This window comes from Janthinobacterium sp. Ant5-2-1 (assembly GCF_001445815.1).
Taxonomy (GTDB): Bacteria; Pseudomonadota; Gammaproteobacteria; order Burkholderiales; family Burkholderiaceae_D; genus Janthinobacterium; species Janthinobacterium lividum_E.
Genome location: NZ_LNCE01000031.1, coordinates 128785 through 148700, shown reverse-complemented (window position 1 = coordinate 148700; position 19916 = coordinate 128785). Strand labels below are relative to the sequence as shown.

The window sequence follows — 19916 nt, the reverse complement described above, 5'->3', positions numbered from 1 at the left end:
GCCATGGGCGCCGCTAATCCGACATTTCCCCCGTATCCGCAACGAGAGTGAGCATGTCCGACTATCTGCTTGAAATGAAAGGCATCGTCAAACAGTTTGGCGGTGTTCGTGCGCTTGACGGCATCGACCTGCAGGTGCGGGCCGGCGAGTGCATCGGCTTGTGCGGCGAGAATGGCGCCGGCAAGTCGACCCTGATGAAGGTGCTGTCCGGCGTGTACCCGCACGGCACCTGGGATGGCGAGATCCTGTGGGATGGCCAGCCTCTGCGCGCGCAATCGATCCGCGACACGGAAGACGCGGGCATCATCATCATCCACCAGGAACTGATGCTGGTGCCGCAGCTGTCCGTGGCCGAAAATATCTTCATGGGCCGCGAGCTGACCCTGCCCGGCGGGCGCATGCATTACGCGGCCATGTACAAGCGCGCCGACGAGTTGCTGCGCGAACTGAAAATTCCCGAACTGAACGTGGCGCAGCCCGTGATGAATTACGGCGGCGGCCACCAGCAGCTGGTGGAAATCGCCAAGGCGCTCAACAAGAATGCGCGCCTGCTGATCCTCGACGAGCCGTCGTCGTCGCTGACGGCATCGGAAATCGCCGTGCTGCTCGATATCCTGCGCGCGCTGAAAGCCAAGGGCGTCACCTGCATCTACATTTCGCACAAGCTCGATGAAGTGGCGGCCATCTGCGACACCATCGTCGTCATCCGCGACGGCAAGCATATCGCCACCACGCCGATGGCGCAGATGAACGTCGAGAGCATCATCGCGCAGATGGTGGGCCGTGAAATGAGCCAGCTGTATCCGCAACGCGCGCAGCCGGCACCCATCGGCGAAGTGCTGTTCGAGGCGCGCCACGTGACGTGCATCGATGCCGATAACCCGCAGCGCAAGCGGGTCGACGATGTGTCGTTCACCCTGCGCAAGGGCGAGATCCTCGGCATCGCCGGCCTGGTGGGGGCGGGGCGCACGGAGCTCGTCTCGGCCCTGTTCGGCGCCTACCAGGGGCCGTGCCAGGCCGAAGTGTGGCTCGATGGCCGCAAGATCGATACCCGCTCGCCGCAAAAGGCCATTGTCATGGGCCTGGCCATGGTGCCGGAAGACCGCAAGCACCACGGCATCGTGCCCGACCTCGACGTGGGGCAGAACATCACCCTGGCCGTGCTGGAAGAATTCGCGCGCGCCACGCGCATCGATGGCGAGGCGGAATTGACGGCCGTGCGCAGCGAGATCGCGCAGCTGGAACTGAAGGCGGCCAGCCCGTCGCTGCCCATTACGAGCCTGTCGGGCGGCAACCAGCAAAAGGCCGTGCTGGCCAAGATGCTGCTGACGCGCCCGCGCGTGCTGATCCTCGACGAGCCCACGCGCGGCGTCGATGTGGGCGCCAAATATGAAATCTACAAATTGATGCTGGCGCTGGCCGACCGGGGCGTGGCCATCATCATGGTCTCGTCGGAACTGGCCGAAGTGCTGGGCGTGTCCGACCGCGTGCTGGTGATGGGCGAAGGCCGCCTGCGCGGCGACTTTATCAACGATGGTCTGAGCCAGGAAACCGTGCTGGCGGCCGCGCTGGACCAGCGTCCCGCACCCGCCGCCAACACCGCAAACAAGGAAACCGCAGCATGAAACCGCACAGTATCAAACAGCTGTTCACCCAATACAAGATGCTGGCCCTGCTGATCGCCGTGGCGCTGATCTGGGCCTTCTTTTCGTGGAAGACGGAGGGCAGTTTCCTCACGCCGCGCAACCTGTCTAACCTGCTGCGCCAGATGTCCGTCACCGGCATCCTCGCCTGCGGCATGGTGCTGGTGATTATCGCCGGCGAGATCGATCTGTCGATCGGCTCCCTGCTGGGGCTGCTCGGCGGCATCGCCGCCGTGCTGGACGTCACGCAGCACTGGCCGCTGGCGCTGAACCTGGCGGCCGTACTCGGCTGCGGCCTGGTGATCGGCCTCTTGAATGGCTACCTGACGGCGTATCGGGGCATCCCGTCCTTCATCGTCGGCCTGGGCGGCATGCTCGCTTACCGTGGCATCCTGCTGGGCATCACGGGCGGCATCACGATCGCGCCCGTCTCCGAGCCGATGGTCTACCTGGGGCAGGGCTACCTGCCCGCGGTGCCCGGCATCGTGCTGGGCATCGGCCTGTTCCTGCTGGCCGCCTTTTTGACATGGCGCGCGCGCGCCAGCCGCGCCCAGCATGGCTTGCCGCAGACGGCGCCCTGGGCCGACGGCTTGCGCCTGGCCGTCATTGGCGCCGTGCTGTATGCCTTCGTGCAAACCCTGAACGGCTATGAAGGTATCCCGCTGCCCGTGCTGTTGCTGCTGGCCCTGCTGGGACTGTTCAGTTACATCACGAGCCAGACCGTGTTCGGCCGCCGCATCTACGCCGTCGGCAGCAATATGGAAGCGACGCGTCTGTCCGGCATCAACGTGAAAGCCGTCAAGCTGTGGATCTTTGGCATCATGGGCCTGATGTGCGCGCTGGCTGGCCTGATCAACACGGGCCGCCTGGCGGCAGGTTCGCCCTCGGCCGGTACCTTCAGCGAACTCGATGCCATCGCCGCCTGCTTCATCGGCGGCACCTCGATGCGCGGCGGCTCGGGCACCGTGTACGGCGCCCTGATCGGCGCGCTGGTCATGGCCAGCCTCGATAACGGCATGTCCATGCTGGACGTGGACACCTACTGGCAGATGATCGTGAAAGGCAGTATCCTCACCCTCGCCGTGTGGGTCGATGTCAGCACGCGAGCGGGGCGTAGATAGCCGTGAAACGATCTGGCACGGGAGGAGACACCATGAAGATGCCGACCGCGCACCGGATCGCGCTGCTGTTTAACGGGAATAAAATCTACGACCGCGACATCATCGCGGGCATCGCCGCCTACCTGAACACGACGCGCGTGTCGTGGGACCTGTTCCTGGAAGAGGATTTTCGCTGCCGCCTGCCCGGCATCGAGCGCTGGCAGGGCGACGGCATCATCGCCGATTTCGACGATCCCGCCGTCTGTGAAGCGCTGGCGCACAGCCGCCTGCCCGTGGTGGCCGTGGGCGGCTCGTATGCGCGCGCCGAGGATTACCCGGCCGGCATCCCGTATGTGGCGACCGATAATTTCAAGATCGTCAAGCTGGCCTATGAACACCTGGTGGAAGCGGGTTTGACGCGTTTCGCCTGCTTCAGCCTGCCCGAGGCCGACGTCAACCGCTGGGCGCAGGAGCGCGAAACGGCGTTTTGCGCCCTGATGGAGCGCGACCACATGCGCGCCGACGTGTACCGGGGCGTCGCCACCAGCGCGCCGTCGTGGGACGAAGCGGTGGAGCAGCAGATCGCCTGGCTCAACAGCCTGGAAAAACCCGTCGGCATCATCGCCGTCAGCGACGCGCGCGCGCGCCAGCTGCTGCAAGCGTGCATGCATGCGGGGATCGCCGTGCCGGAGCAGGTGGCCCTGATCGGCATCGACAACGACCCGCTGGCGCGCATGCTCACGCGCATTCCATTGAGTTCCGTGATCCAGGGCACGGAGGAAATGGGCCGCACGGCGGCGCACTTGCTGCACCAGATGCTGAATGGCGCGCGCCTGTCCGGCACGCGCATCCTCGTGCCGCCGGCCGGCCTGAACGTGCTTGCCTCCACGCGCCACCAGCCTTTCCAGCATCCGCAGGTAATGCAGGCGCGCCATTTTATTCGCCAGTACGCCTGCCAGGGCATCAAGACGGAGCAGGTGGCCGATTACGTGGGCGTGTCGCGCTCCTCGCTGGAAGCGCACTTCCGCCACGAGCTGGGGCGCAGCGTGCACGATGAAATCCTGCATTTCAAGCTCGATGCGGCCAAGACCCTGCTGGCGCGCGGGCCGGGGCAGGTGGCTGAGGTAGCCGTGCGTTGCGGCTTTACCACGGTGCAGTACATGCATGCCGTCTTCAAGCGCGAACTCGGTTGCACGCCGCGCGAATTCCAGCAACGCAGCCGGCCGCCGCCGGCCCCCGGGCAGGCGCCATGATGCATCTGCTGCGCAATGCGCGCGGCATGCGCGTGGCCATCGACGCGCACGATGCCAGCGTGCGGGCCTGGTGGGCGCCCGACCGCTATGGCCGCCTGGCCGATGTGCTGGGCGCCGCCCCCCCTGCTGCGCGCTCGTCCACGGTCTGGCAGTGCGCACCGCCGGACGACGGCCACTTGCTGCTGCACCTGGCGCACGACGGCCTGTCCGTGCGCCTGGCCTACCGGCTTGACGAGGATGGCAGTCTGCACCTCGACTGCGTCGCCACGGCCGATACGGTTTCCCGTTTTGCGCTGGCCGCGCCCCTGTTCAATCTGCAGGGCGGCCGCGCCGCCGTGGGCGACCATGTGCTGCGCCTGGCCGCCGACCGTTACTGGCCCGGTGGCCATGCGTGCAGCGCGCCGCTCGACGTGGCGGGCAGCGCGTTTGATTTCCGCCAGCCGGCGCCGCTCGCTTCGCGCCTGGCCTGGCCCGCGCTCGTGCACTTGCCGGGATTCCGGCATGACTTTTACTGGACGGGCGGCGGCCAGCTGCGCGAGGCGGCGCGGGTCGCCGATCCCGCTTCCGGCCGGGTCCTGCGTTTTTCCAGCACGCAGGACAGTTGCCATTTGTATTCCGATGCGCGCTGTTTTTCCCTGCTGGCGCAGGGCGTGCAATTGCAGCCGGGACAGGTGCGGCGCTTCAACCTCGCCTACCGATTGGGCGTGCAGGATATTGACGCGTTTGACATATCCGAACCGGTATCAATGATGTCAAATAAGTGATTGGTCAGATATGCGGGGCAGTTCTACCATGAGGTAGTTTTTCCCTCATTCATTTTTGTCCTGACCGACGCTGCGAACCTGCCCATGAACATACTCACCATCGATGCCGGCACCACCAATACGCGTACCTTGCTGTGGCGCGCAGGCGCCGTCGTCGCCCAGGCGCAGCTGGAAACGGGCGTGCGCAATACGGCCATCGATGGCCATAACGGCGCGCTGAAACAGGCGCTGCGCGACACCATCGCCAGCGTGCTGGCCAGCGCCGGCATCGTGCCGTCCGACGTGGACCTGGCAGTGGCCTCGGGCATGATCACTTCGCCCATGGGCGTGCGGGAAGTGCCGCATCTGCCGGCGCCCGCCGGCCTGGCCCAGCTGGCGCAAGGCATGCAGGCGGTGGACCTGCCCGACGTGCTGGCGCAGCCCCTGTGGCTGATTCCGGGCGTGCGCAACCAGCATGGCGCCGTCGGCCTGCATAACGTCGAAGCGATGGACATGATGCGCGGCGAAGAGACGGAAGTCGTCGCGCTGCTCGAGCGCTTGCAGTTGCGGGGCGCGGCGACCCTGATCATGCCCGGCTCGCATACCAAGCTGATCAGTGTTGACGAACAGCGCCGCATCCTCGGCTGCAGCACCACCATCGCGGGCGAGCTGCTGCAGGCGATCACGCAGCACACCTTGATCAAGCAGTCGGTCGATGGCGGTTTTGCGCAAACCCTGGTGCCGAAAATGCTGCTGGCCGGCGCGGCCGCGGCGCAAAAAACGGGGCTGGCGCGCGCCTGCTTCAGCGTGCGCACCCTGGGCCAGTTCAGCGCCATCGAATGCAATGAGCGGGCCAATTTCCTGATGGGCGCCGTCCTCAGCGGCGACCTGCTGGCGCTACGCAACAGCACCGCCATCCAGATGCGGCCCGATAGCCCGCTCGTCATTACAGGTAAACCTATGCTGCGCCAGGCGCTCGGTCTGCTGATCGAAGAACACGGATTTTTTTATGGCAAGCGCATCATCGTCGACGACCAGCAGCAAGACTATCTGGCCGGTCACGGTGCGCTGCTGATCGCCGCCGCGCGCGGCTTGATTTCCCCGCAGGAGACAGTATGAGCAGCAACAAGAACAAGCGTCCCTTGCGTTCGCAATCGTGGTTTGGTGGCGACGACAAGGACAGTTTTATTCACCGCAGCTGGATGAAGAACCAGGGCTATCCCAGCGACGCCTTCGATGGCCGTCCCGTCATCGGCATCTGCAATACCTGGTCCGAGCTGACGCCCTGCAATGGCCATTTCCGCGACCTGGCCGAGATGGTCAAGCGCGGCGTGCTCGAGGCGGGCGGCTTTCCCGTCGAATTTCCCGTCATGTCGCTGGGCGAGACGAATCTGCGCCCGACGGCCATGCTGTTCCGTAACCTGGCCAGCATGGACGTCGAGGAATCGATCCGCGCCAACCCGATCGACGGCGTGGTGCTGCTGACGGGCTGCGACAAGACCACCCCGGCCCTGCTGATGGGCGCGGCCAGCGTGGACTTGCCCACCATCGTGCTGTCGGGCGGCCCCATGCTGAACGGGAATTACCGGGGCAAGCCGATCGGCTCGGGCACGGATGTGTGGAAGTTTTCCGAGGACGTGCGCGCCGGGCGCATGACGTCAGCCGAATTCAAGCAGGCCGAATCGTGCATGTCGCGTTCCGCCGGCCACTGCATGACGATGGGCACGGCATCGACCATGGCCAGCATGGTCGAAGCGCTGGGCGTGACCTTGCCCGGCAACGCGGCCATTCCCGCCGTCGATGCGCGCCGCAAACTGCAGGCGCAACTGACGGGCCGGCGCATCGTCGACATGGTGCATGAAGACCTGAAACTGTCGCAGATTCTCACGCGTGAAGCGTTTGAAAACGCCATCATGGTCAACGGCGCCATCGGCGGCTCGACCAATGCCGTGATCCACCTGCTGGCCATTGCCGGGCGCATCGGCGTGGACATGCGCCTGGGCGACTGGGACCGCCTGGGCCGCGACATTCCCTGCTTGCTGAACCTGATGCCGTCGGGCCAGTACTTGATGGAAGATTTTTACTATGCGGGCGGCCTGCCCGTGATCATCCGCGACCTGCTGGGCAAATTGCACGGCGAGGCGCTCACCGTCACGGGCGCCACCATGGCCGTCAACGTGGCCGAAGCGGAAAATTTCAATCCCGAGGTGATCACGCCGCTGGCGCAGCCATTCAAGGACGAGGGCGGCATCGCCGTCCTGCATGGCAACCTGGCCCCGCGCGGCGCCGTCATCAAGCCTTCGGCCGCTTCGCCCGAGCTGATGCAGCACCGTGGCCGCGCCGTCGTCTTCAACAGCATCGAGCACTACAAAAAGCGCGTCGACGATCCCGCGCTCGATATCGATGCCAGCTGCGTGATGGTGCTGCAAAATTGCGGCCCGCAGGGCTATCCGGGCATGGCCGAAGTGGGCAATATGGGACTGCCGAAAAAACTGCTGGAGCAGGGCGTGCGCGACATGGTGCGCATCTCGGACGCGCGCATGAGCGGCACGGCCTACGGCACGGTGGTGCTGCACGTGGCGCCGGAAGCGGCCGTGGGCGGGCCGCTGGCCCTGGTGCGCGATGGCGACATGATCGAACTGGACGTGGCGGGACGCCGTTTGCACCTCGACGTCGACGAAGCGGAGCTGGCGCGCCGGCGCGCCGAGTGGAGCGCACCGCCGCCGGCCATGAAGGGCGGCTACCAGTCGATGTACATCAAGCACGTGACGCAGGCCGACGAAGGCGCGGACCTGGACTTCCTCGTCGGCTGCCGGGGTTCGGCGGTTCCGCGCGAATCTCACTGACGGGAAGGAAAAAAAATGATGGGGACACAGGCCCAATTACTGGTCGATGCGCAGAATTTCCTGGGCGAGGGCGTGCGCTGGTGCGAACGCAGCGGCCGCGTTTTCTGGACGAATATCGAAGGCTGCCAGCTGCATGCGCTGGTGCTGGCCACGGGCGAGCGCCAGAGCTGGGCCATGCCCGAGCGCCTGGCGTGTTTCGCGCTGACGAATAGCGACGAGGTGCTGTTGCTGGGGCTGGCCTCCGGACTGGCCTGGTTTGACGCGCGCAGCGGGGCCGTCACGCGTTTGCACACGGTGGAGGGTGACTTGCCCATGACGCGCCTGAACGATGGCCGCTGCGACCGCCAGGGACGCTTTGTCTTCGGCACGCTTGATGAACGCCCATGCCGCGATGCCATCGGCAGCTTTTACCGCCTCAACCTGGACTTGACCCTGGAGCGCTTGCCGCTGCCGCAGATCGCCATCTCGAACAGCATCTGCTTCAGCGTCGATGGCACGGCCATGTACTTCTGCGACTCGATGAAAAAGGCCATCTACCGCTGGGACGATTACCTGGGAGGCGATGCCAGCCGGGTACGCGTGTTTGCCGTGCTCGATCCGGGACCGGGCGCCGCCGATGGGGCCACCATCGATGCGGATGACTACCTGTGGAGCGCGCAGTGGGGCGCGGGCAGGGTCTTGCGCTTCGCGCCGGACGGCAGCGTCGAGCGCAAGATCAGCCTGCCCGTCTCGCAGCCCAGCTGCGTGAGCCTGGGCGGCCCGCACTACGACGAATTGTTCGTCACGACGGCGCAGGAAAGCTTGACCCCGGCCCAGCTGGCGAGCGAACCGCTGGCCGGCGGATTGTTTCATGCGCGCCAGGTAGGCGTGCGCGGTTTGCCGGAAGTGCGCTTTGGCGCCTTGCCGGCCTGACAGGAGAGAGCAGATGCAAAAACACATGGTTTTCAATGGCATCCTCGAACGGGGCATGGTCGGCATCGTGCGCGCCGATACGGCCGATGCGGCGCTGCGGATCGCCGAGGCGTGCATCGCCGGCGGCGTCACGGCGCTGGAAGTGGCGTTCACCACGCCCGATACCCTGGGCGTGCTGCGCACCTTGCGCGAACGCCATGGCCATGACGTGCTGCTGGGCGCGGGCACCGTGCTCGATACGGAGACGGCGCGCGCCGCCATCCTGGCCGGCGCCCAGTTCATCATTTCGCCCAGCGTCAACGTGGACACCATCGCGCTGTGCCAGCGCTACCAGGTGCTGTCCATGCCGGGGGCGATGACGCCGACGGAGATCGTCACGGCCCTGCAGGCGGGCGCCGACATCGTCAAGGTCTTCCCCGCCGAGATGTTCGGCCCCGCCTACATCAAGGCCCTGCGCGCACCCCTGCCGCAAGCGCCATTGATGCCGACGGGCGGCGTGACGGTGGAGAACCTGCATGAATGGTTTGCCAGCGGCGCGGTGGCCGTGGGCATCGGCAGCAGCCTCAGTGGCCCTGGCGCCACGGGCGATTACGCGGCCGTGACGGCGCGCGCGCAGGCTTTCGTGGCGAAGATGGCGGCCGTGCGCAAGGCTAAGTCTTCTGGCTAGCTCCCGGCGGGACGGGAATCTGCTACGCTAGGCGGGCAATGTCGCACGCCCAACTATGACCAGATATGTCCAACATCGCCCGCATCCTGCAAGACAGCCGCATCATCGCCATCGTCGGCATGTCCGACAAGCCCGAACGCGCCAGCCATGAAGTGGCCGACTACCTGCTGCGCCATGGCTACCGCGTGTTGCCCGTCAATCCGGCCCTCGCCGGGCGCGACGTGCTGGGACAGCGCGCCTACGCCACCCTGACGGAGGCGGCGGCTGCCGTCGCACCGGCGCGCATCGACATCGTCGACTGCTTCCGCAAGTCAGAAGATATCCTGCCCATCGCCGAGGAAGCCATCGCCGTCAAGGCCGGCTGCCTGTGGCTGCAGCTCGACATCGTCAACGAGCAGGCGGCGCAGCTGGCGCGGGCGGCGGGCCTGGACGTGGTGATAGATCACTGCACAAAAATTGAGCACCGCAAGCTGGCGGTGGCGGCATGAAGGCGCGCACGCAATTTCGCGCCGGCAAGGGCTTCGAGCTGGACGAGGACTTCGCCGGCAAGCGCCTGCTGGGCGCCGCCACCAAGGCGGCGAACAAGAAGCTGACGCCGGCCCAGTGCAAGGCCATGGACCGCGAGGAAACCGTGGCGCTGACGGCGCAGATCGCCGAATGCCAGAGCATGCTGTATGCGCAGCACAAAAAGAAGGTGCTGCTGGTTCTGCAGGGCATGGATACGTCGGGCAAGGATGGCACGGTCAAGGCCATCTTCAGCAACATCAACCCGATGGGCATCCGCGCCGTCGCGTTCAAGGGGCCCACCGATATCGAACTGGCGCACGATTACCTGTGGCGCGTGCACCAGCACGTACCCGTGAAGGGCGAAATCGCCATCTTCAACCGCAGCCATTACGAGGATGTGCTGATCACGCGCGTGCAGGACATGATCGACAAGGCCGAATGCCAGCGCCGCTACGCGCAGATCCGCGATTTCGAACGCATGTTGAGCGAGACGGGCACCGTCATCCTGAAAATCTTCCTGCACATCTCGAAGGATGAGCAACGGGGACGGCTGCAGGAGCGGCTTGACGATCCCGACCGCCAGTGGAAGTTCGACCCCAACGATATCGCCCAGCGCAAGAAGTGGGATGGCTACCAGCGCGCCTATGAAACGGCGATCCGCGAAACGGATGCCGACCACGCGCCGTGGTACGTGGTGCCATCGAACTCCAAGACGCAGCGCAACCTCGTGGTCGCGTCCCTGTTGCTGGAAACCCTGCAGGGCATGAAGCTGGAATACCCGGCGCCGGACCCGAAACTGTCGTCTTTCAAGGTCGAGTAGAGCTTGAGCCAGTTCCGCGCCGCGCCTGCGGAATCGGCCGCGCTGTGGCATAGTATCCCTCGTCGATAATTCAAACCAGACCGGAGATTCTTATGCTGCAGTTGAAAGATCCTACCTTGTTGCGTCACCAGGCTTACGTGAATGGAGCCTGGGTCGATGCCGATGGTGGCCAGACGATTAACGTGAACAATCCCGCCACGGGTGAGCATATCGGCACGGTGCCCCTGATGGGCGCAGCCGAGACGCGCCGCGCCATCGAGGCGGCCAATGCCGCCTGGCCCGCCTGGCGCAAGAAGACAGCCAAGGAACGCGCGGCCGTGCTGCGCCGCTGGCATGACCTGATCCTGGAAAACGCCGATGACCTGGCGCTGATCATGACCACCGAGCAGGGCAAGCCCCTGCCGGAAGCGAAGGGCGAAGTGCAGTTCGGCGCCTCGTTCATCGAGTGGTTTGCGGAAGAAGGCAAGCGCGTCGCGGGCGACACCCTGCAATCGCCATGGCCGGATCGCCGCCTCGTCATCACCAAGGAGCCGATCGGCGTGTGCGCCGCCATCACGCCGTGGAATTTTCCGGCCGCGATGATCACGCGCAAGGTCGGCCCGGCCCTGGCCGCCGGCTGTCCGATGGTCTTGAAACCGGCGGAAGCGACACCGTTTTCCGCGCTGGCGCTGGCCGTGCTGGCCGAGCGCGCGGGCGTGCCTGCCGGCGTGTTCAGCATCGTCACGGGCGCGCCGAAAGACATCGGCGGCGAAATGACGTCGAACCCCATCGTGCGCAAGCTGACGTTTACGGGCTCGACCCAGGTGGGCCGCTTGCTGGCGGAGCAGTGCGCGCCGACGATCAAGAAACTGTCGCTGGAACTGGGCGGCAATGCGCCGTTCATCGTCTTCGACGACGCCGACCTGGACGCGGCCGTGGAAGGCGCCATCGCCTCGAAATACCGCAACGCGGGCCAGACCTGCGTGTGCGCCAACCGCCTGTACGTGCAGGATAGCGTGTATGACGCGTTTGCCGACAAGCTGGTGGCGGCCGTGGCCAAGCTGAAGGTGGGCAATGGCATCGAGGCGGGCGTCACGCAAGGTCCGCTGATCGACGCCAAGGCCGTCGCCAAGGTGGAAGAACACGTGGCCGACGCGCTGGGCAAGGGCGGGCGCCTGCTGGCCGGCGGCAAGCGCCATGCGCTGGGCAATGGCTTCTTCGAGCCGACCATCATCGCCGACGTGACGAACGACATGCGCGTGGCCACCGAGGAAACCTTCGGCCCGCTGGCGCCCCTGTTCCGCTTCAAGACGGACGATGAAGTGATCGCCCTGGCGAACGACACGGAATTCGGCCTGGCCGCCTACTTCTATTCGCGCGACATCGGCCGCATCTGGAGAGTGGCCGAAGGCCTGGAAACGGGCATGGTTGGCGTCAACACGGGCCTGATCTCGAACGAGATCGCCCCCTTCGGCGGCGTCAAGCAATCGGGCCTGGGCCGTGAAGGGTCGACCTACGGTATCGAGGACTATCTCGTTATCAAATACATCTGCATGGGCGGGATCTAAGGCAGGTTAACGCGAGCCGCGGCGCGCGGCGAGGCGGCCCAGCATGCCCTTGACCGCCTCCATCTGCGTGCCGCTCTTGCGGTAGAAATCCGGGTCGATCGGATTGATGCTGGTGTAGCCCCAGAAATCCCAGCAGCCCTTCGGGTTGTACGGGTAGACGGGGCTCGGTTCTGCTTGCGGATACAGCACGATGATCTTGTTGGCGTCGGCCACCTGGTTGTAGCCGGTGCTGGTATAGAAACGGTCGCCGATGGCCTGCGTCGTTTGCAGGCAGCCGTGGAACACCACGTGCACGCGGCAGCTCTCGCTGTCGCAGGCTTTCGGGATGTAGGCGTAGCCCGTATTGTTCATGCTCGAGTAGGCGTTCTGGATGAAGCTGCGCTGGTTGAAGGCGATCAGCTTGCCCGTCAGGGTGGTCGCCGACGGTTGCAGGTCCGGGTACAGGTGCTGCAGGATGTCGCGCGCCTGCGTGTAGTCGCAGTCGTTGATGAAGGGCGACTCCGTCACGGCGCAAGGCTTGTCGGCATTGCTGTCGGTGACGATGGCGTGGCCCGCGCCCAGCGTGTCGACGAAGCGGATCTGCACCGCCGGCGTGCCCGCCAGTTGATAGAATTTCCCCACCTGCTCCACCACCGGCCGCGTCACGGTCTGGTCTTTCGTTCCGCTGAACAGATACACGCGCTGGCGTTTCAGGTTGGCCGTGTCGTCGATGAGATTTGCGCGCGCAAAATCGTTCGCCGCGCGCAGCAATTCGCTGGCGACAGGCGGCGCCACCTGCGCGCTGCCGGGATTCATGCAGGTGCTCAAGGCATTCGTCAGGTAGGGAATGTAGGGGAAGCGGCCCGGCTGGCCGGAGCAGAAATACGGGCCGCCCGCGATGATGCCGGCGCCGGCCACCGTGGCCGAGTAGGCGACGGCAAACTGCGCCGCCATGAAGCCGCCCGAGGACAGGCCGGACACCGTTGTCTGGCTCAGGTCGGCCTGGTAGGCGGGCAGGGCGGGCGCATCCTTGGTCGCGGCGGGCTTGGCGGCTTTGGCCGTCGTGGCGGCGTGCGCGTCGCCTGGCGCCAGGATGAGCAGGCTGGCGGCCAGCAGGGCGGTGGGTAATGCGGTCAGGTGCGCGGTCAGGTGCGGGAAGGGCATGGTGACTCCACAAGGCAGGGAAAGGGACAGGAAGGCCGAGCATAGGTAAAAAAACTGTGCTTTGGGAAAGTACTGCGCCGTCGTTGATGTCGCTCAAGCAATCGCTGTTGTTGTCCGTCTTGTACGCGCGCGCGGCGTTTGACATAGAATGGTTTTTTTCCGTTCAACCATGGTGCCCTTCATGTCCAAGACTCTTGCCCAGCTGTTTGCGCTCACCACCCTTGCCGCCGGCGCCAGCCTGGCCATGCCGGCCCATGCCGCCGACACCGCGACAGCTGCCGCTGCGCCGGCCGCTTGCCCCGCCATCCTCAAGCAGACCTTCAACCGCTTGCAGGATGAGGCGCCGCAAAACCTGTGCCAGTACGCAGGCAAGGTCGTGCTGGTGGTGAATACGGCCAGCTATTGCGGTTTTACCAATCAATATGAAGGGCTCGAGGCGCTGTACGCCAAGTACGGCAGCAAGGGCCTGGTGGTGCTGGGCTTTCCGTCGAACGATTTCGGCAAGCAGGAACCGGGCAACAGCAAGGAAATCGCCGATTTCTGCTACAACACCTATGGCGTGAAGTTCCCCATGTTTTCGAAGTCGGTCGTCTCCGGCCCCGCGCCGAACCCGCTGTACGTGGACCTGATCAAGCAGACGGGCAAGACCCCGGCCTGGAATTTCCATAAATACCTGATCGACCGCCACGGCAAAGTGGTGGAAAGCTTCCCCAGCAAGGTGACGCCGGACGACAAGAAACTCGTTGGCGCGGTGGAAAAAGCGCTGGCGCTGTAAGTTGCCGACACACAAGCAGGCTTGAACGCCTGCTTTTTTTTAATGCCGCGCTTGTCGTCTTGCCATCATTGTCCTAAGCTGGTTGTTCGCGTTTGTCACAACAAAGGAGAACATCATGGCGTATGTCGATGGATTTGTCGTGCCCGTACCGAAAGCCAAGCTCGATGCCTACCTGGCCATGTCGCGCAGCTGCGGCGCCGTCTGGCGCGAGTACGGCGCGCTGGAATTTCGCGAATGCGTGGGCGACGATGTCAAGCCGGGCAAGCTGACCTCGTTCCCGCAGGCGGTGGACTTGCAGGATGGCGAAGTGGTGGTGTTTTCATGGATCGTGTATGAGTCGCGCGCCAAGCGCGATGAAATCAACGACAAGGTCATGAAAGACCCGCGCCTGGCCGAGATGATGGACCCGGCCAAGCTGCCGTTCGATGGCAAGCGGATGATCTATGGCGGCTATGAAATGCAGGTGGATATCAAATAACCAGCTTTGCGGGGATCACCCCGCGCAGCGCATTGCACACGACGATCGCTTCGGCCCGCGCCAGCATGGCGCGCGTGATGATGGTTTCCTGCGCATTCCAGGCGGGATCGGCCAGCATGGCCGCGCGCTGCACGCCGGGCAGCAGGCCGCAGGACAGGGGCGGCGTGTGCCAGCGGCCGTCCAGCTGCACGAAGACATTGCTGCGCCCGCCCTCCGTCAGCTCGCCACGCTCGTTAAAGAACAGCATGTCGAAGCCGCCTTGCGCCTCGGCCGCGCGCCAGGCAGAGTCGTAGCGCGCGCGCACGCTGCACTTGTGGCGCAGGAACAGGTCGTCGGCAATCGTTGTGTCGGGCGCCAGCATGACGTTGACCGTTTCCGGCAAGGCGGTGAGCGCGCCGCTTTGCGTCGTGAACTGGCCGTCCTGGCGCAGCGCCAGGCGCAGGCGAAAAGGGACATCGTCGGGGCGCGCCGCGCAAGCCGCCTGCAGCGCGGCGCGGGCAGCGTCGGCATCCCAGCTAAAACCGAAGTAGGCGCTGGAGGCGGCCAGGCGCGCCAGGTGGCGCTCCTGCTGGCGGCAGCCATGGTCGCGGCTCGCGTGCAGGGTTTCGAACAGTTCGAAGTCGTTCGTGAGGCCCGTGAGGAAGCGGGCCTTGAGCTGGCACTCCGCAAATTCCTCGTGCGGATCGCTGTCGAGGACGATGCCGGCGCCCACGCCCATCTCGCCGCGCCGGATACCTCCAGGCCCAGCCGGCTGCAGGGCCAGGGTGCGGATCGGCACGGACATGCAAAAGTCGCCCACCGCGTGGGCAGCGCCGGCGGCTGGCGGATCGAACCAGCCGATGGCGCCCGTATAGATGCCGCGCGGCGCCCCTTCCAGTTCGGCGATGATTTCCATGGTGCGGCGTTTCGGCGCGCCCGTGATCGAGCCGCACGGATACAAGGCCTGGAAGATGTCGGCCAGGCTGGCGTCGTCGCACAGGCGCGCCTGCACGGTGGAGGTCATTTGCAGCACGCTGCTGTAGCGCGTCACCTCGAACAAGGCGGGCACCTTGACGGAGCCTGTGGCGGCGATGCGGCCGATGTCGTTGCGCAGCAGGTCGACGATCATCAGGTTTTCCGCGCGGTTTTTTGGGTCGCTGGCCAGGGCGGCGGCGCGGCGCGCGTTTTCTGCCGTTTGATCCGCAGGGGCGGCCGGCGCCGTGCCTTTCATGGGACGCGCCGTCAATTCTCCCTGCGCATGGCGCACGAACAGCTCCGGCGACAGCGACAGCAGGGCGCCGCCATCGGGCAGCATTACCAGCGCGCCGTAGGGCACGGGCTGGCGCGCGCGCAGCCGCGCATACAGGGCCAGGGGCGAGCCGAAGGCGTCGAAGCGCAAACGATACGTGTAGTTGACCTGATAGGTGTCGCCGGCCACGATGTAGTCGTGGATGCGGTGCAGTGCGCGCGTAAATTCGGCTTGATCCACGTTCGCGCGGATATCGGCCACGCCGGCCGGCGCGGCGTCCGCGTCGACGCGCGCGTCCAGCCACTGCGCCACGTCGTCCTGCGACAGCTGCGTGCAATGCTCAAAGACGAGCACTTGCGCCAGCGGCGGCGCGTCAAGGCCGACCGCGCGCGGCGGCATGGCCAGCAAGTGCGCACCCAGTTCGTAGCTGCACACGCTGACGGCGTGCTGGCCGCGTTGCAAGGCCTCTTGCAGCCCTTCGAGCAGGGCCGGCCACTGTTGCCCCTCGGTGCAGCGCAAGACCGCCGCCAGGCCCGTGTACAGGCGCGAACCGGCGCCGGGTGTGCTGGCGTCGTCGAGCAGGGCGAAACAGTCGGTATGCATGGGGACAGCTGCGGCGGTGAGTTACCCCAGCAGCATGGCGATTTGCAGCGCCGCTTCCTGGGATGGATTGATCTTGAAGCCGCTCTTGGCGTAGCGGTGCCAGCGCCCGATGACGAAGCTGACGATCAGGGTGGCGCGCGCCGCCACTTCGCTTTCCTTGCCATGGCCTTCGGCGGCCGCCACGCGCAAGGCCTGCTTGAGCGCCAGTTCCACGCGGTCGTAGAACTGGTTCATGCGCACTTGCAGGCGCTCGTCCTCATTGACCAGCGCATCGCCGATCAGCACGCGCGTCATGCCCGGATTGCTGATGGCGAAATTGAGCAGCATGCCGATGATGTCGCGCGTCTGCGTCATGCCGTCGCTGTGCTTTTCCGCGATCTGGTTGATCAGGCCGAAAACGCTCGACTCGATGAATTCGATCAGCCCTTCGAACATTTGCGCCTTGCTGGCGAAATGGCGGTACAGGGCCGCTTCCGATACGGTCAGTCTGGCCGCCAGTGCGGCGGTGGTGATCTTTTCGCCTTTCGGCTGCTCCAGCATTGCGGCGAGGGCCTGAAGAATTTGTAGCCTGCGTTGGCCCGGCGGTGTGCTTGCCATATTTTCTCTTGTCGTTAAAAAAAATGCTGCCTTGATGGGGAGGTCCGTCACCGCCGCTAGCGGTGCGGCTTCCAGCGTCAACCGGAAGCCCAGGAATCCCCTTCAACGCAGACGGTGAAGGCGGCGTGCCAAATGCCGGACAGATTTTACTTTGACATCGACGTAAGCGGGGCGATTTAACGCCTTGGGCAACTTCGCCACGCCGATCGGATCGGCCATTTTCAGGTATTGCGTGATCCAGGCCGTGCGCAGGCCCAGTTTTTTCGCACCCTTCAGGTTGGCCAGGGTGTCTTCCACCAGGATGCAGCGGCCGGGGCGGATGTGGTGCTTGCGCATCAGTTTGCGCAGCATCAGGGTCGATGGCTTGGGCCGCAGCTGGCGGTGCACATGCATCGCCTCGATGGCGACGTGGTGTGAAAAGTGCCGGCGCAAGCCCAGGTGGCGCATCACGTCGCTCGAATAGCGCAGCGGCGCGTTGGTGAGTAAAATTTTACGGCCAGGCAGGCGTTTGAGTAAAGCCCCCAGGCCCCGCTCGGCGCGTATCATGGCGCGCAAATCGTCGAACGCATGCGTCTCGTGCAGAAAATGCGCGGCCTGCACCTGGTGGTGCTTGACCATGCCCAGCAAGGTGGCGCCATAGCGGCGCCAGTAGGCCGCGCGCGCCGCATTGACGATGGCGTCGTCGGCCGGCGTCACGCCGTCGCCCAGTACGCGGGCAATATACGTGTTCATATTGGCCGTGATGGTGGGGAAGATGGCGTGCGAGGCATTGTGCAGCGTGTTGTCGAGGTCAAACAGCCAGACCGGCGACGAGCGGTTAAGATGGGACACAGGCACAGGAGTCTTTGCTAGCGAGAGAAGATGAAAAATTCAACAATCAGGAAAACCATGCGACGCCAGATTATAGTGATGTTTTGCGGATTATTCTTGCTGCCGTTGCAGGCGGCCTTGGCCGAAGCGCCGCCAGTGGCGCAAAACCGGGGTGCCTTGTTCAAGGTGCAGGACGCCAGTCACACCCTGTATCTGTTCGGCACCATCCATGTCGGCGCGCCCGATTTTTACCCGCTCGAGCCGACCGTGACGCAGGCATTGGACGGCGCCGGCGCGCTGGCGCTGGAGATCGATCCCGGTGCCGATCCGCGCAAGGCCGTCAGCGCCGTGCTCAAATACGGCATGGAGGCGCCGGGCAGCAAAGTGCCTTCTGACTGCCGCCAGACCCTGGCGCCGCGTCTGGCGCCGCTGTTGCAAAAATACGGCATTGCGCCCGAAGCGGTGGCGCCGATGAAGCCGTGGATGCTGGCCAGCGTGCTGGCCATCGGCGAATTTTCCACGCTTGGTTACCGCTCCGACCTGGCCGTCGACAATTACCTGTCGCAGCAAGCCATGGCGCGCAAGATCCCCGTGCTGGAACTCGAATCGATGGAAGGCCAGATGGCGCTGTTCGGCGCCATGTCGCCGGTCGACCAGTGCCGCTTCCTGGAAGACGGCGTGGCGTCGATCGAAGACCAGGAACAAAGCCAGGAAGCACGCGACATCGCCAACGCCTGGCGCACGGCCGACGCGGCCGCCTTCGACAAGCTGGCCGCCAAAGCAGCCACAGACCCCTCGTTCGCCGCGCAGTTCGTGCAAAAAGTGTTGCTGGACGGCCGCAACCCCGCCCTGGCCGACGGCATCGCCAAGTTGCTTGCGCGCGAAAAGTCCAGCCTGGCCGCCATCGGCGTGCTGCACCTGGTGGGAACGAAAAGCGTGCCGGAGCTGTTGCGCCAGAAGGGCTTGAAGGTGGAACGGGTGTATTGAAACGCGGAGGAGATGCGGGCGACAGATAGCAGAGCAGATGAAAAGTGTTCAGGGCAAGGCGCCGAGCCGAAGACAGTACGCATGTACGGCGAGGCGAGGCAACGCAGCCATGGACATTTTTCAGATATGGGGATAAGTCGATGGTGCCCTTGACGTGGATCGAACACGTGGCCTCTCCCTTACCAAGGGAGTGCTCTACCACTGAGCTACAAGGGCATAAAAAATCGGCGCTGGGTGAATTGCGCCGAATTATTTTTTAGTGCGAACGGATCATAGTACCAAAAGCCTGCTCGGTCAACACTTCCAGCAATAATGAGTGTTCGATGCGGCCGTCGATGATGTGCACCGTGTTCACGCCGGACTTGGCGGCGTCGAGCGCGGACGAGATCTTCGGCAGCATGCCGCCCGAGATCGTGCCATCGGCGAACATCTCGTCGATTTCGCGCGCCGACAGGTCGGTCACCAGGTTGCCCTGCTTGTCCTGGACGCCGGCGATGTTGGTCATCATGATCAGCTTTTCCGCTTTCAGGATTTCCGCGATCTTGCCCGCCACGACATCGGCGTTGATGTTGTAGGCCTGGCCATCCTGGCCGAAACCGATCGGCGAAATGATGGGAATGAAAGCGTCGTCCTGCAGCGCCTTGACGACGGCCGGGTTGATTGCGTCGATCTCGCCCACAAAACCGATGTCGAGGAATTCGCCCGGATGTTCGCGGTCCGGCATCTGCATCTTGCGCGCGCGGATCAAGCCGCCATCCTTGCCCGTCAGGCCCACGGCCTGGCCGCCGTAATGGTTGATCAGCATGACGATATCCTGCTGCACTTCGCCGCCCAGCACCCACTCCACCACTTCCATGGTTTCTTCATCGGTGATGCGCATGCCTTGCACGAAGGTGCCTTGCTTGCCGATTTTTTTCAGCGCGTTGTCGATCTGCGGTCCGCCGCCGTGTACCACGACGGGGTTCATGCCGACCAGCTTGAGCAGGATGACGTCGCGCGCGAAGCCGTGCTTCAGGCGTTCGTCCGTCATGGCGTTGCCACCGTATTTGATGACGATGGTCTTGCCGTGGAAATTGCGGATGTAGGGGAGGGCCTCGGCCAGAATCTGCGCCTTGATCTGCGGCGACACCGCCGTCAAGTCGTCATTCATGTCCAGGTTCAAGTTAGCTAGTTGATTCATGGCGAGTCCGGAAAATAGATTTGTGCGATTTTACAGGGAAGAAGAAAATCCTGGAGGCATTATAGGGCGATCTTGTT

At 64.6% G+C, this 19916-nt stretch carries 19 protein-coding genes and 1 tRNA gene; 14 read left to right on the top strand and 6 right to left on the bottom strand.

Annotation, left to right across the window (positions count from 1 at the left end):
- Window positions 1–53: 53 nt before the first annotated feature.
- The 11 genes from xylG to gabD all read left to right on the top strand — a co-directional run bounded on the left by xylG (window position 54) and on the right by gabD (window position 12038).
- Entirely contained in the window at window positions 54–1625 is a 1572-nt protein-coding gene (gene xylG / locus ASN89_RS11480; protein WP_058049354.1) for a D-xylose ABC transporter ATP-binding protein, read from the top strand.
- Window positions 1622–2764 carry a sugar ABC transporter permease gene (locus ASN89_RS11475; RefSeq protein ID WP_034783811.1) on the top strand — a complete coding sequence of 381 codons (1143 nt, stop codon included), beginning with the start codon at window positions 1622–1624 and terminating at the stop codon, window positions 2762–2764. The genes xylG and ASN89_RS11475 overlap by 4 nt, the downstream gene beginning before the upstream one ends.
- Window positions 2765–2796: 32 nt before the next feature.
- Window positions 2797–3996: a XylR family transcriptional regulator gene (locus tag ASN89_RS11470; RefSeq protein WP_046681867.1), complete on the top strand. Its 1200-nt coding sequence runs from the start codon at window positions 2797–2799 to the stop codon at window positions 3994–3996.
- The gene (locus ASN89_RS11465; protein ID WP_082654528.1) at window positions 3993–4760 is read left to right on the top strand and encodes a hypothetical protein; all 768 of its coding nucleotides are present in this window, start codon (window positions 3993–3995) and stop codon (window positions 4758–4760) included. Before ASN89_RS11470 ends, ASN89_RS11465 begins: the two co-directional genes overlap by 4 nt.
- An 84-nt stretch (window positions 4761–4844) precedes the next feature.
- Entirely contained in the window at window positions 4845–5858 is a 1014-nt protein-coding gene (locus ASN89_RS11460) for a 2-dehydro-3-deoxygalactonokinase (protein ID WP_058049352.1), read from the top strand.
- Window positions 5855–7585: an L-arabinonate dehydratase gene (gene araD, locus ASN89_RS11455; RefSeq protein ID WP_058049351.1), complete on the top strand. Its 1731-nt coding sequence runs from the start codon at window positions 5855–5857 to the stop codon at window positions 7583–7585. The genes ASN89_RS11460 and araD overlap by 4 nt, the downstream gene beginning before the upstream one ends.
- Window positions 7586–7600: 15 nt before the next feature.
- On the top strand, window positions 7601–8497 hold the full coding sequence (locus tag ASN89_RS11450; protein WP_414842514.1) for an SMP-30/gluconolactonase/LRE family protein: 897 nt from the start codon (window positions 7601–7603) through the stop codon (window positions 8495–8497).
- A 13-nt stretch (window positions 8498–8510) separates the two neighbouring features.
- Complete coding sequence (locus ASN89_RS11445; RefSeq protein WP_058049350.1) at window positions 8511–9164, top strand: bifunctional 2-keto-4-hydroxyglutarate aldolase/2-keto-3-deoxy-6-phosphogluconate aldolase; 654 nt, start codon at window positions 8511–8513, stop codon at window positions 9162–9164.
- A 65-nt stretch (window positions 9165–9229) separates the two neighbouring features.
- Window positions 9230–9652 (top strand): CoA-binding protein, encoded by a 423-nt coding sequence (locus ASN89_RS11440; RefSeq protein WP_058049349.1) that lies wholly within the window; start codon window positions 9230–9232, stop codon window positions 9650–9652.
- Window positions 9649–10491: a PPK2 family polyphosphate kinase gene (locus ASN89_RS11435; RefSeq protein ID WP_152988541.1), complete on the top strand. Its 843-nt coding sequence runs from the start codon at window positions 9649–9651 to the stop codon at window positions 10489–10491. The genes ASN89_RS11440 and ASN89_RS11435 overlap by 4 nt, the downstream gene beginning before the upstream one ends.
- A gap of 92 nt (window positions 10492–10583) precedes the next feature.
- On the top strand, window positions 10584–12038 hold the full coding sequence (gene gabD / locus ASN89_RS11430; RefSeq protein ID WP_058049348.1) for an NADP-dependent succinate-semialdehyde dehydrogenase: 1455 nt from the start codon (window positions 10584–10586) through the stop codon (window positions 12036–12038).
- 6 nt (window positions 12039–12044) lie between these two features.
- On the opposite strand, the gene ASN89_RS11425 is transcribed toward gabD, so the two are convergent.
- A complete protein-coding gene (locus ASN89_RS11425) occupies window positions 12045–13181 on the bottom strand; it encodes a hypothetical protein (protein ID WP_058049347.1) in 1137 nt (378 codons plus the stop codon).
- Between the two features lie 181 nt (window positions 13182–13362).
- Here ASN89_RS11425 and ASN89_RS11420 point away from each other — a divergent pair, with 181 nt between their 5' ends.
- Complete coding sequence (locus ASN89_RS11420) at window positions 13363–13956, top strand: glutathione peroxidase (RefSeq protein WP_046682056.1); 594 nt, start codon at window positions 13363–13365, stop codon at window positions 13954–13956.
- Window positions 13957–14071: 115 nt separating this feature from the next.
- Window positions 14072–14434 (top strand): DUF1428 domain-containing protein, encoded by a 363-nt coding sequence (locus ASN89_RS11415; protein WP_046681873.1) that lies wholly within the window; start codon window positions 14072–14074, stop codon window positions 14432–14434.
- Here the strand turns inward: ASN89_RS11415 and pabB are convergent.
- The 3 genes from pabB to ASN89_RS11400 all read right to left on the bottom strand — a co-directional run bounded on the left by pabB (window position 14427) and on the right by ASN89_RS11400 (window position 17699).
- Window positions 14427–16265 carry an aminodeoxychorismate synthase component I gene (gene pabB / locus ASN89_RS11410; protein WP_058049346.1) on the bottom strand — a complete coding sequence of 613 codons (1839 nt, stop codon included), beginning with the start codon at window positions 16263–16265 and terminating at the stop codon, window positions 14427–14429. The two genes, ASN89_RS11415 and pabB, sit on opposite strands and share 8 nt — an antisense overlap.
- Window positions 16266–16286: 21 nt before the next feature.
- Complete coding sequence (gene slmA / locus ASN89_RS11405; RefSeq protein ID WP_034752791.1) at window positions 16287–16862, bottom strand: nucleoid occlusion factor SlmA; 576 nt, start codon at window positions 16860–16862, stop codon at window positions 16287–16289.
- A 102-nt stretch (window positions 16863–16964) separates the two neighbouring features.
- On the bottom strand, window positions 16965–17699 hold the full coding sequence (locus ASN89_RS11400; protein ID WP_082127501.1) for a pyrimidine 5'-nucleotidase: 735 nt from the start codon (window positions 17697–17699) through the stop codon (window positions 16965–16967).
- A 90-nt stretch (window positions 17700–17789) separates the two neighbouring features.
- Between ASN89_RS11400 and ASN89_RS11395 the strand changes: the two genes are divergently transcribed.
- Entirely contained in the window at window positions 17790–18659 is an 870-nt protein-coding gene (locus ASN89_RS11395) for a TraB/GumN family protein (RefSeq protein WP_235501948.1), read from the top strand.
- Window positions 18660–18800: 141 nt separating this feature from the next.
- On the opposite strand, the gene ASN89_RS11390 is transcribed toward ASN89_RS11395, so the two are convergent.
- Window positions 18801–18875, bottom strand: a tRNA-Thr gene (locus ASN89_RS11390).
- A 40-nt stretch (window positions 18876–18915) separates the two neighbouring features.
- Window positions 18916–19809 carry an acetylglutamate kinase gene (gene argB, locus ASN89_RS11385; protein ID WP_010393729.1) on the bottom strand — a complete coding sequence of 298 codons (894 nt, stop codon included), beginning with the start codon at window positions 19807–19809 and terminating at the stop codon, window positions 18916–18918.
- Window positions 19810–19916 lie beyond the last annotated feature (107 nt).

What these genes read in the sequence shown, in the direction of transcription:
- slmA (WP_034752791.1), bottom strand. Translation starts at nt 16,862, where the DNA reads ATGGCAAGCACACCGCCGGGCCAACGCAGGCTACAAATTCTTCAGGCC.
- ASN89_RS11445 (WP_058049350.1), top strand. Translation starts at nt 8,511, where the DNA reads ATGCAAAAACACATGGTTTTCAATGGCATCCTCGAACGGGGCATGGTC.
- gabD (WP_058049348.1), top strand. Translation starts at nt 10,584, where the DNA reads ATGCTGCAGTTGAAAGATCCTACCTTGTTGCGTCACCAGGCTTACGTG.
- ASN89_RS11415 (WP_046681873.1), top strand. Translation starts at nt 14,072, where the DNA reads ATGGCGTATGTCGATGGATTTGTCGTGCCCGTACCGAAAGCCAAGCTC.
- ASN89_RS11465 (WP_082654528.1), top strand. Translation starts at nt 3,993, where the DNA reads ATGATGCATCTGCTGCGCAATGCGCGCGGCATGCGCGTGGCCATCGAC.
- ASN89_RS11440 (WP_058049349.1), top strand. Translation starts at nt 9,230, where the DNA reads ATGTCCAACATCGCCCGCATCCTGCAAGACAGCCGCATCATCGCCATC.
- xylG (WP_058049354.1), top strand. Translation starts at nt 54, where the DNA reads ATGTCCGACTATCTGCTTGAAATGAAAGGCATCGTCAAACAGTTTGGC.
- ASN89_RS11450 (WP_414842514.1), top strand. Translation starts at nt 7,601, where the DNA reads ATGATGGGGACACAGGCCCAATTACTGGTCGATGCGCAGAATTTCCTG.
- ASN89_RS11470 (WP_046681867.1), top strand. Translation starts at nt 2,797, where the DNA reads ATGAAGATGCCGACCGCGCACCGGATCGCGCTGCTGTTTAACGGGAAT.
- ASN89_RS11435 (WP_152988541.1), top strand. Translation starts at nt 9,649, where the DNA reads ATGAAGGCGCGCACGCAATTTCGCGCCGGCAAGGGCTTCGAGCTGGAC.
- ASN89_RS11460 (WP_058049352.1), top strand. Translation starts at nt 4,845, where the DNA reads ATGAACATACTCACCATCGATGCCGGCACCACCAATACGCGTACCTTG.
- ASN89_RS11475 (WP_034783811.1), top strand. Translation starts at nt 1,622, where the DNA reads ATGAAACCGCACAGTATCAAACAGCTGTTCACCCAATACAAGATGCTG.
- argB (WP_010393729.1), bottom strand. Translation starts at nt 19,809, where the DNA reads ATGAATGACGACTTGACGGCGGTGTCGCCGCAGATCAAGGCGCAGATT.
- ASN89_RS11420 (WP_046682056.1), top strand. Translation starts at nt 13,363, where the DNA reads ATGTCCAAGACTCTTGCCCAGCTGTTTGCGCTCACCACCCTTGCCGCC.
- ASN89_RS11425 (WP_058049347.1), bottom strand. Translation starts at nt 13,181, where the DNA reads ATGCCCTTCCCGCACCTGACCGCGCACCTGACCGCATTACCCACCGCC.
- pabB (WP_058049346.1), bottom strand. Translation starts at nt 16,265, where the DNA reads ATGCATACCGACTGTTTCGCCCTGCTCGACGACGCCAGCACACCCGGC.
- araD (WP_058049351.1), top strand. Translation starts at nt 5,855, where the DNA reads ATGAGCAGCAACAAGAACAAGCGTCCCTTGCGTTCGCAATCGTGGTTT.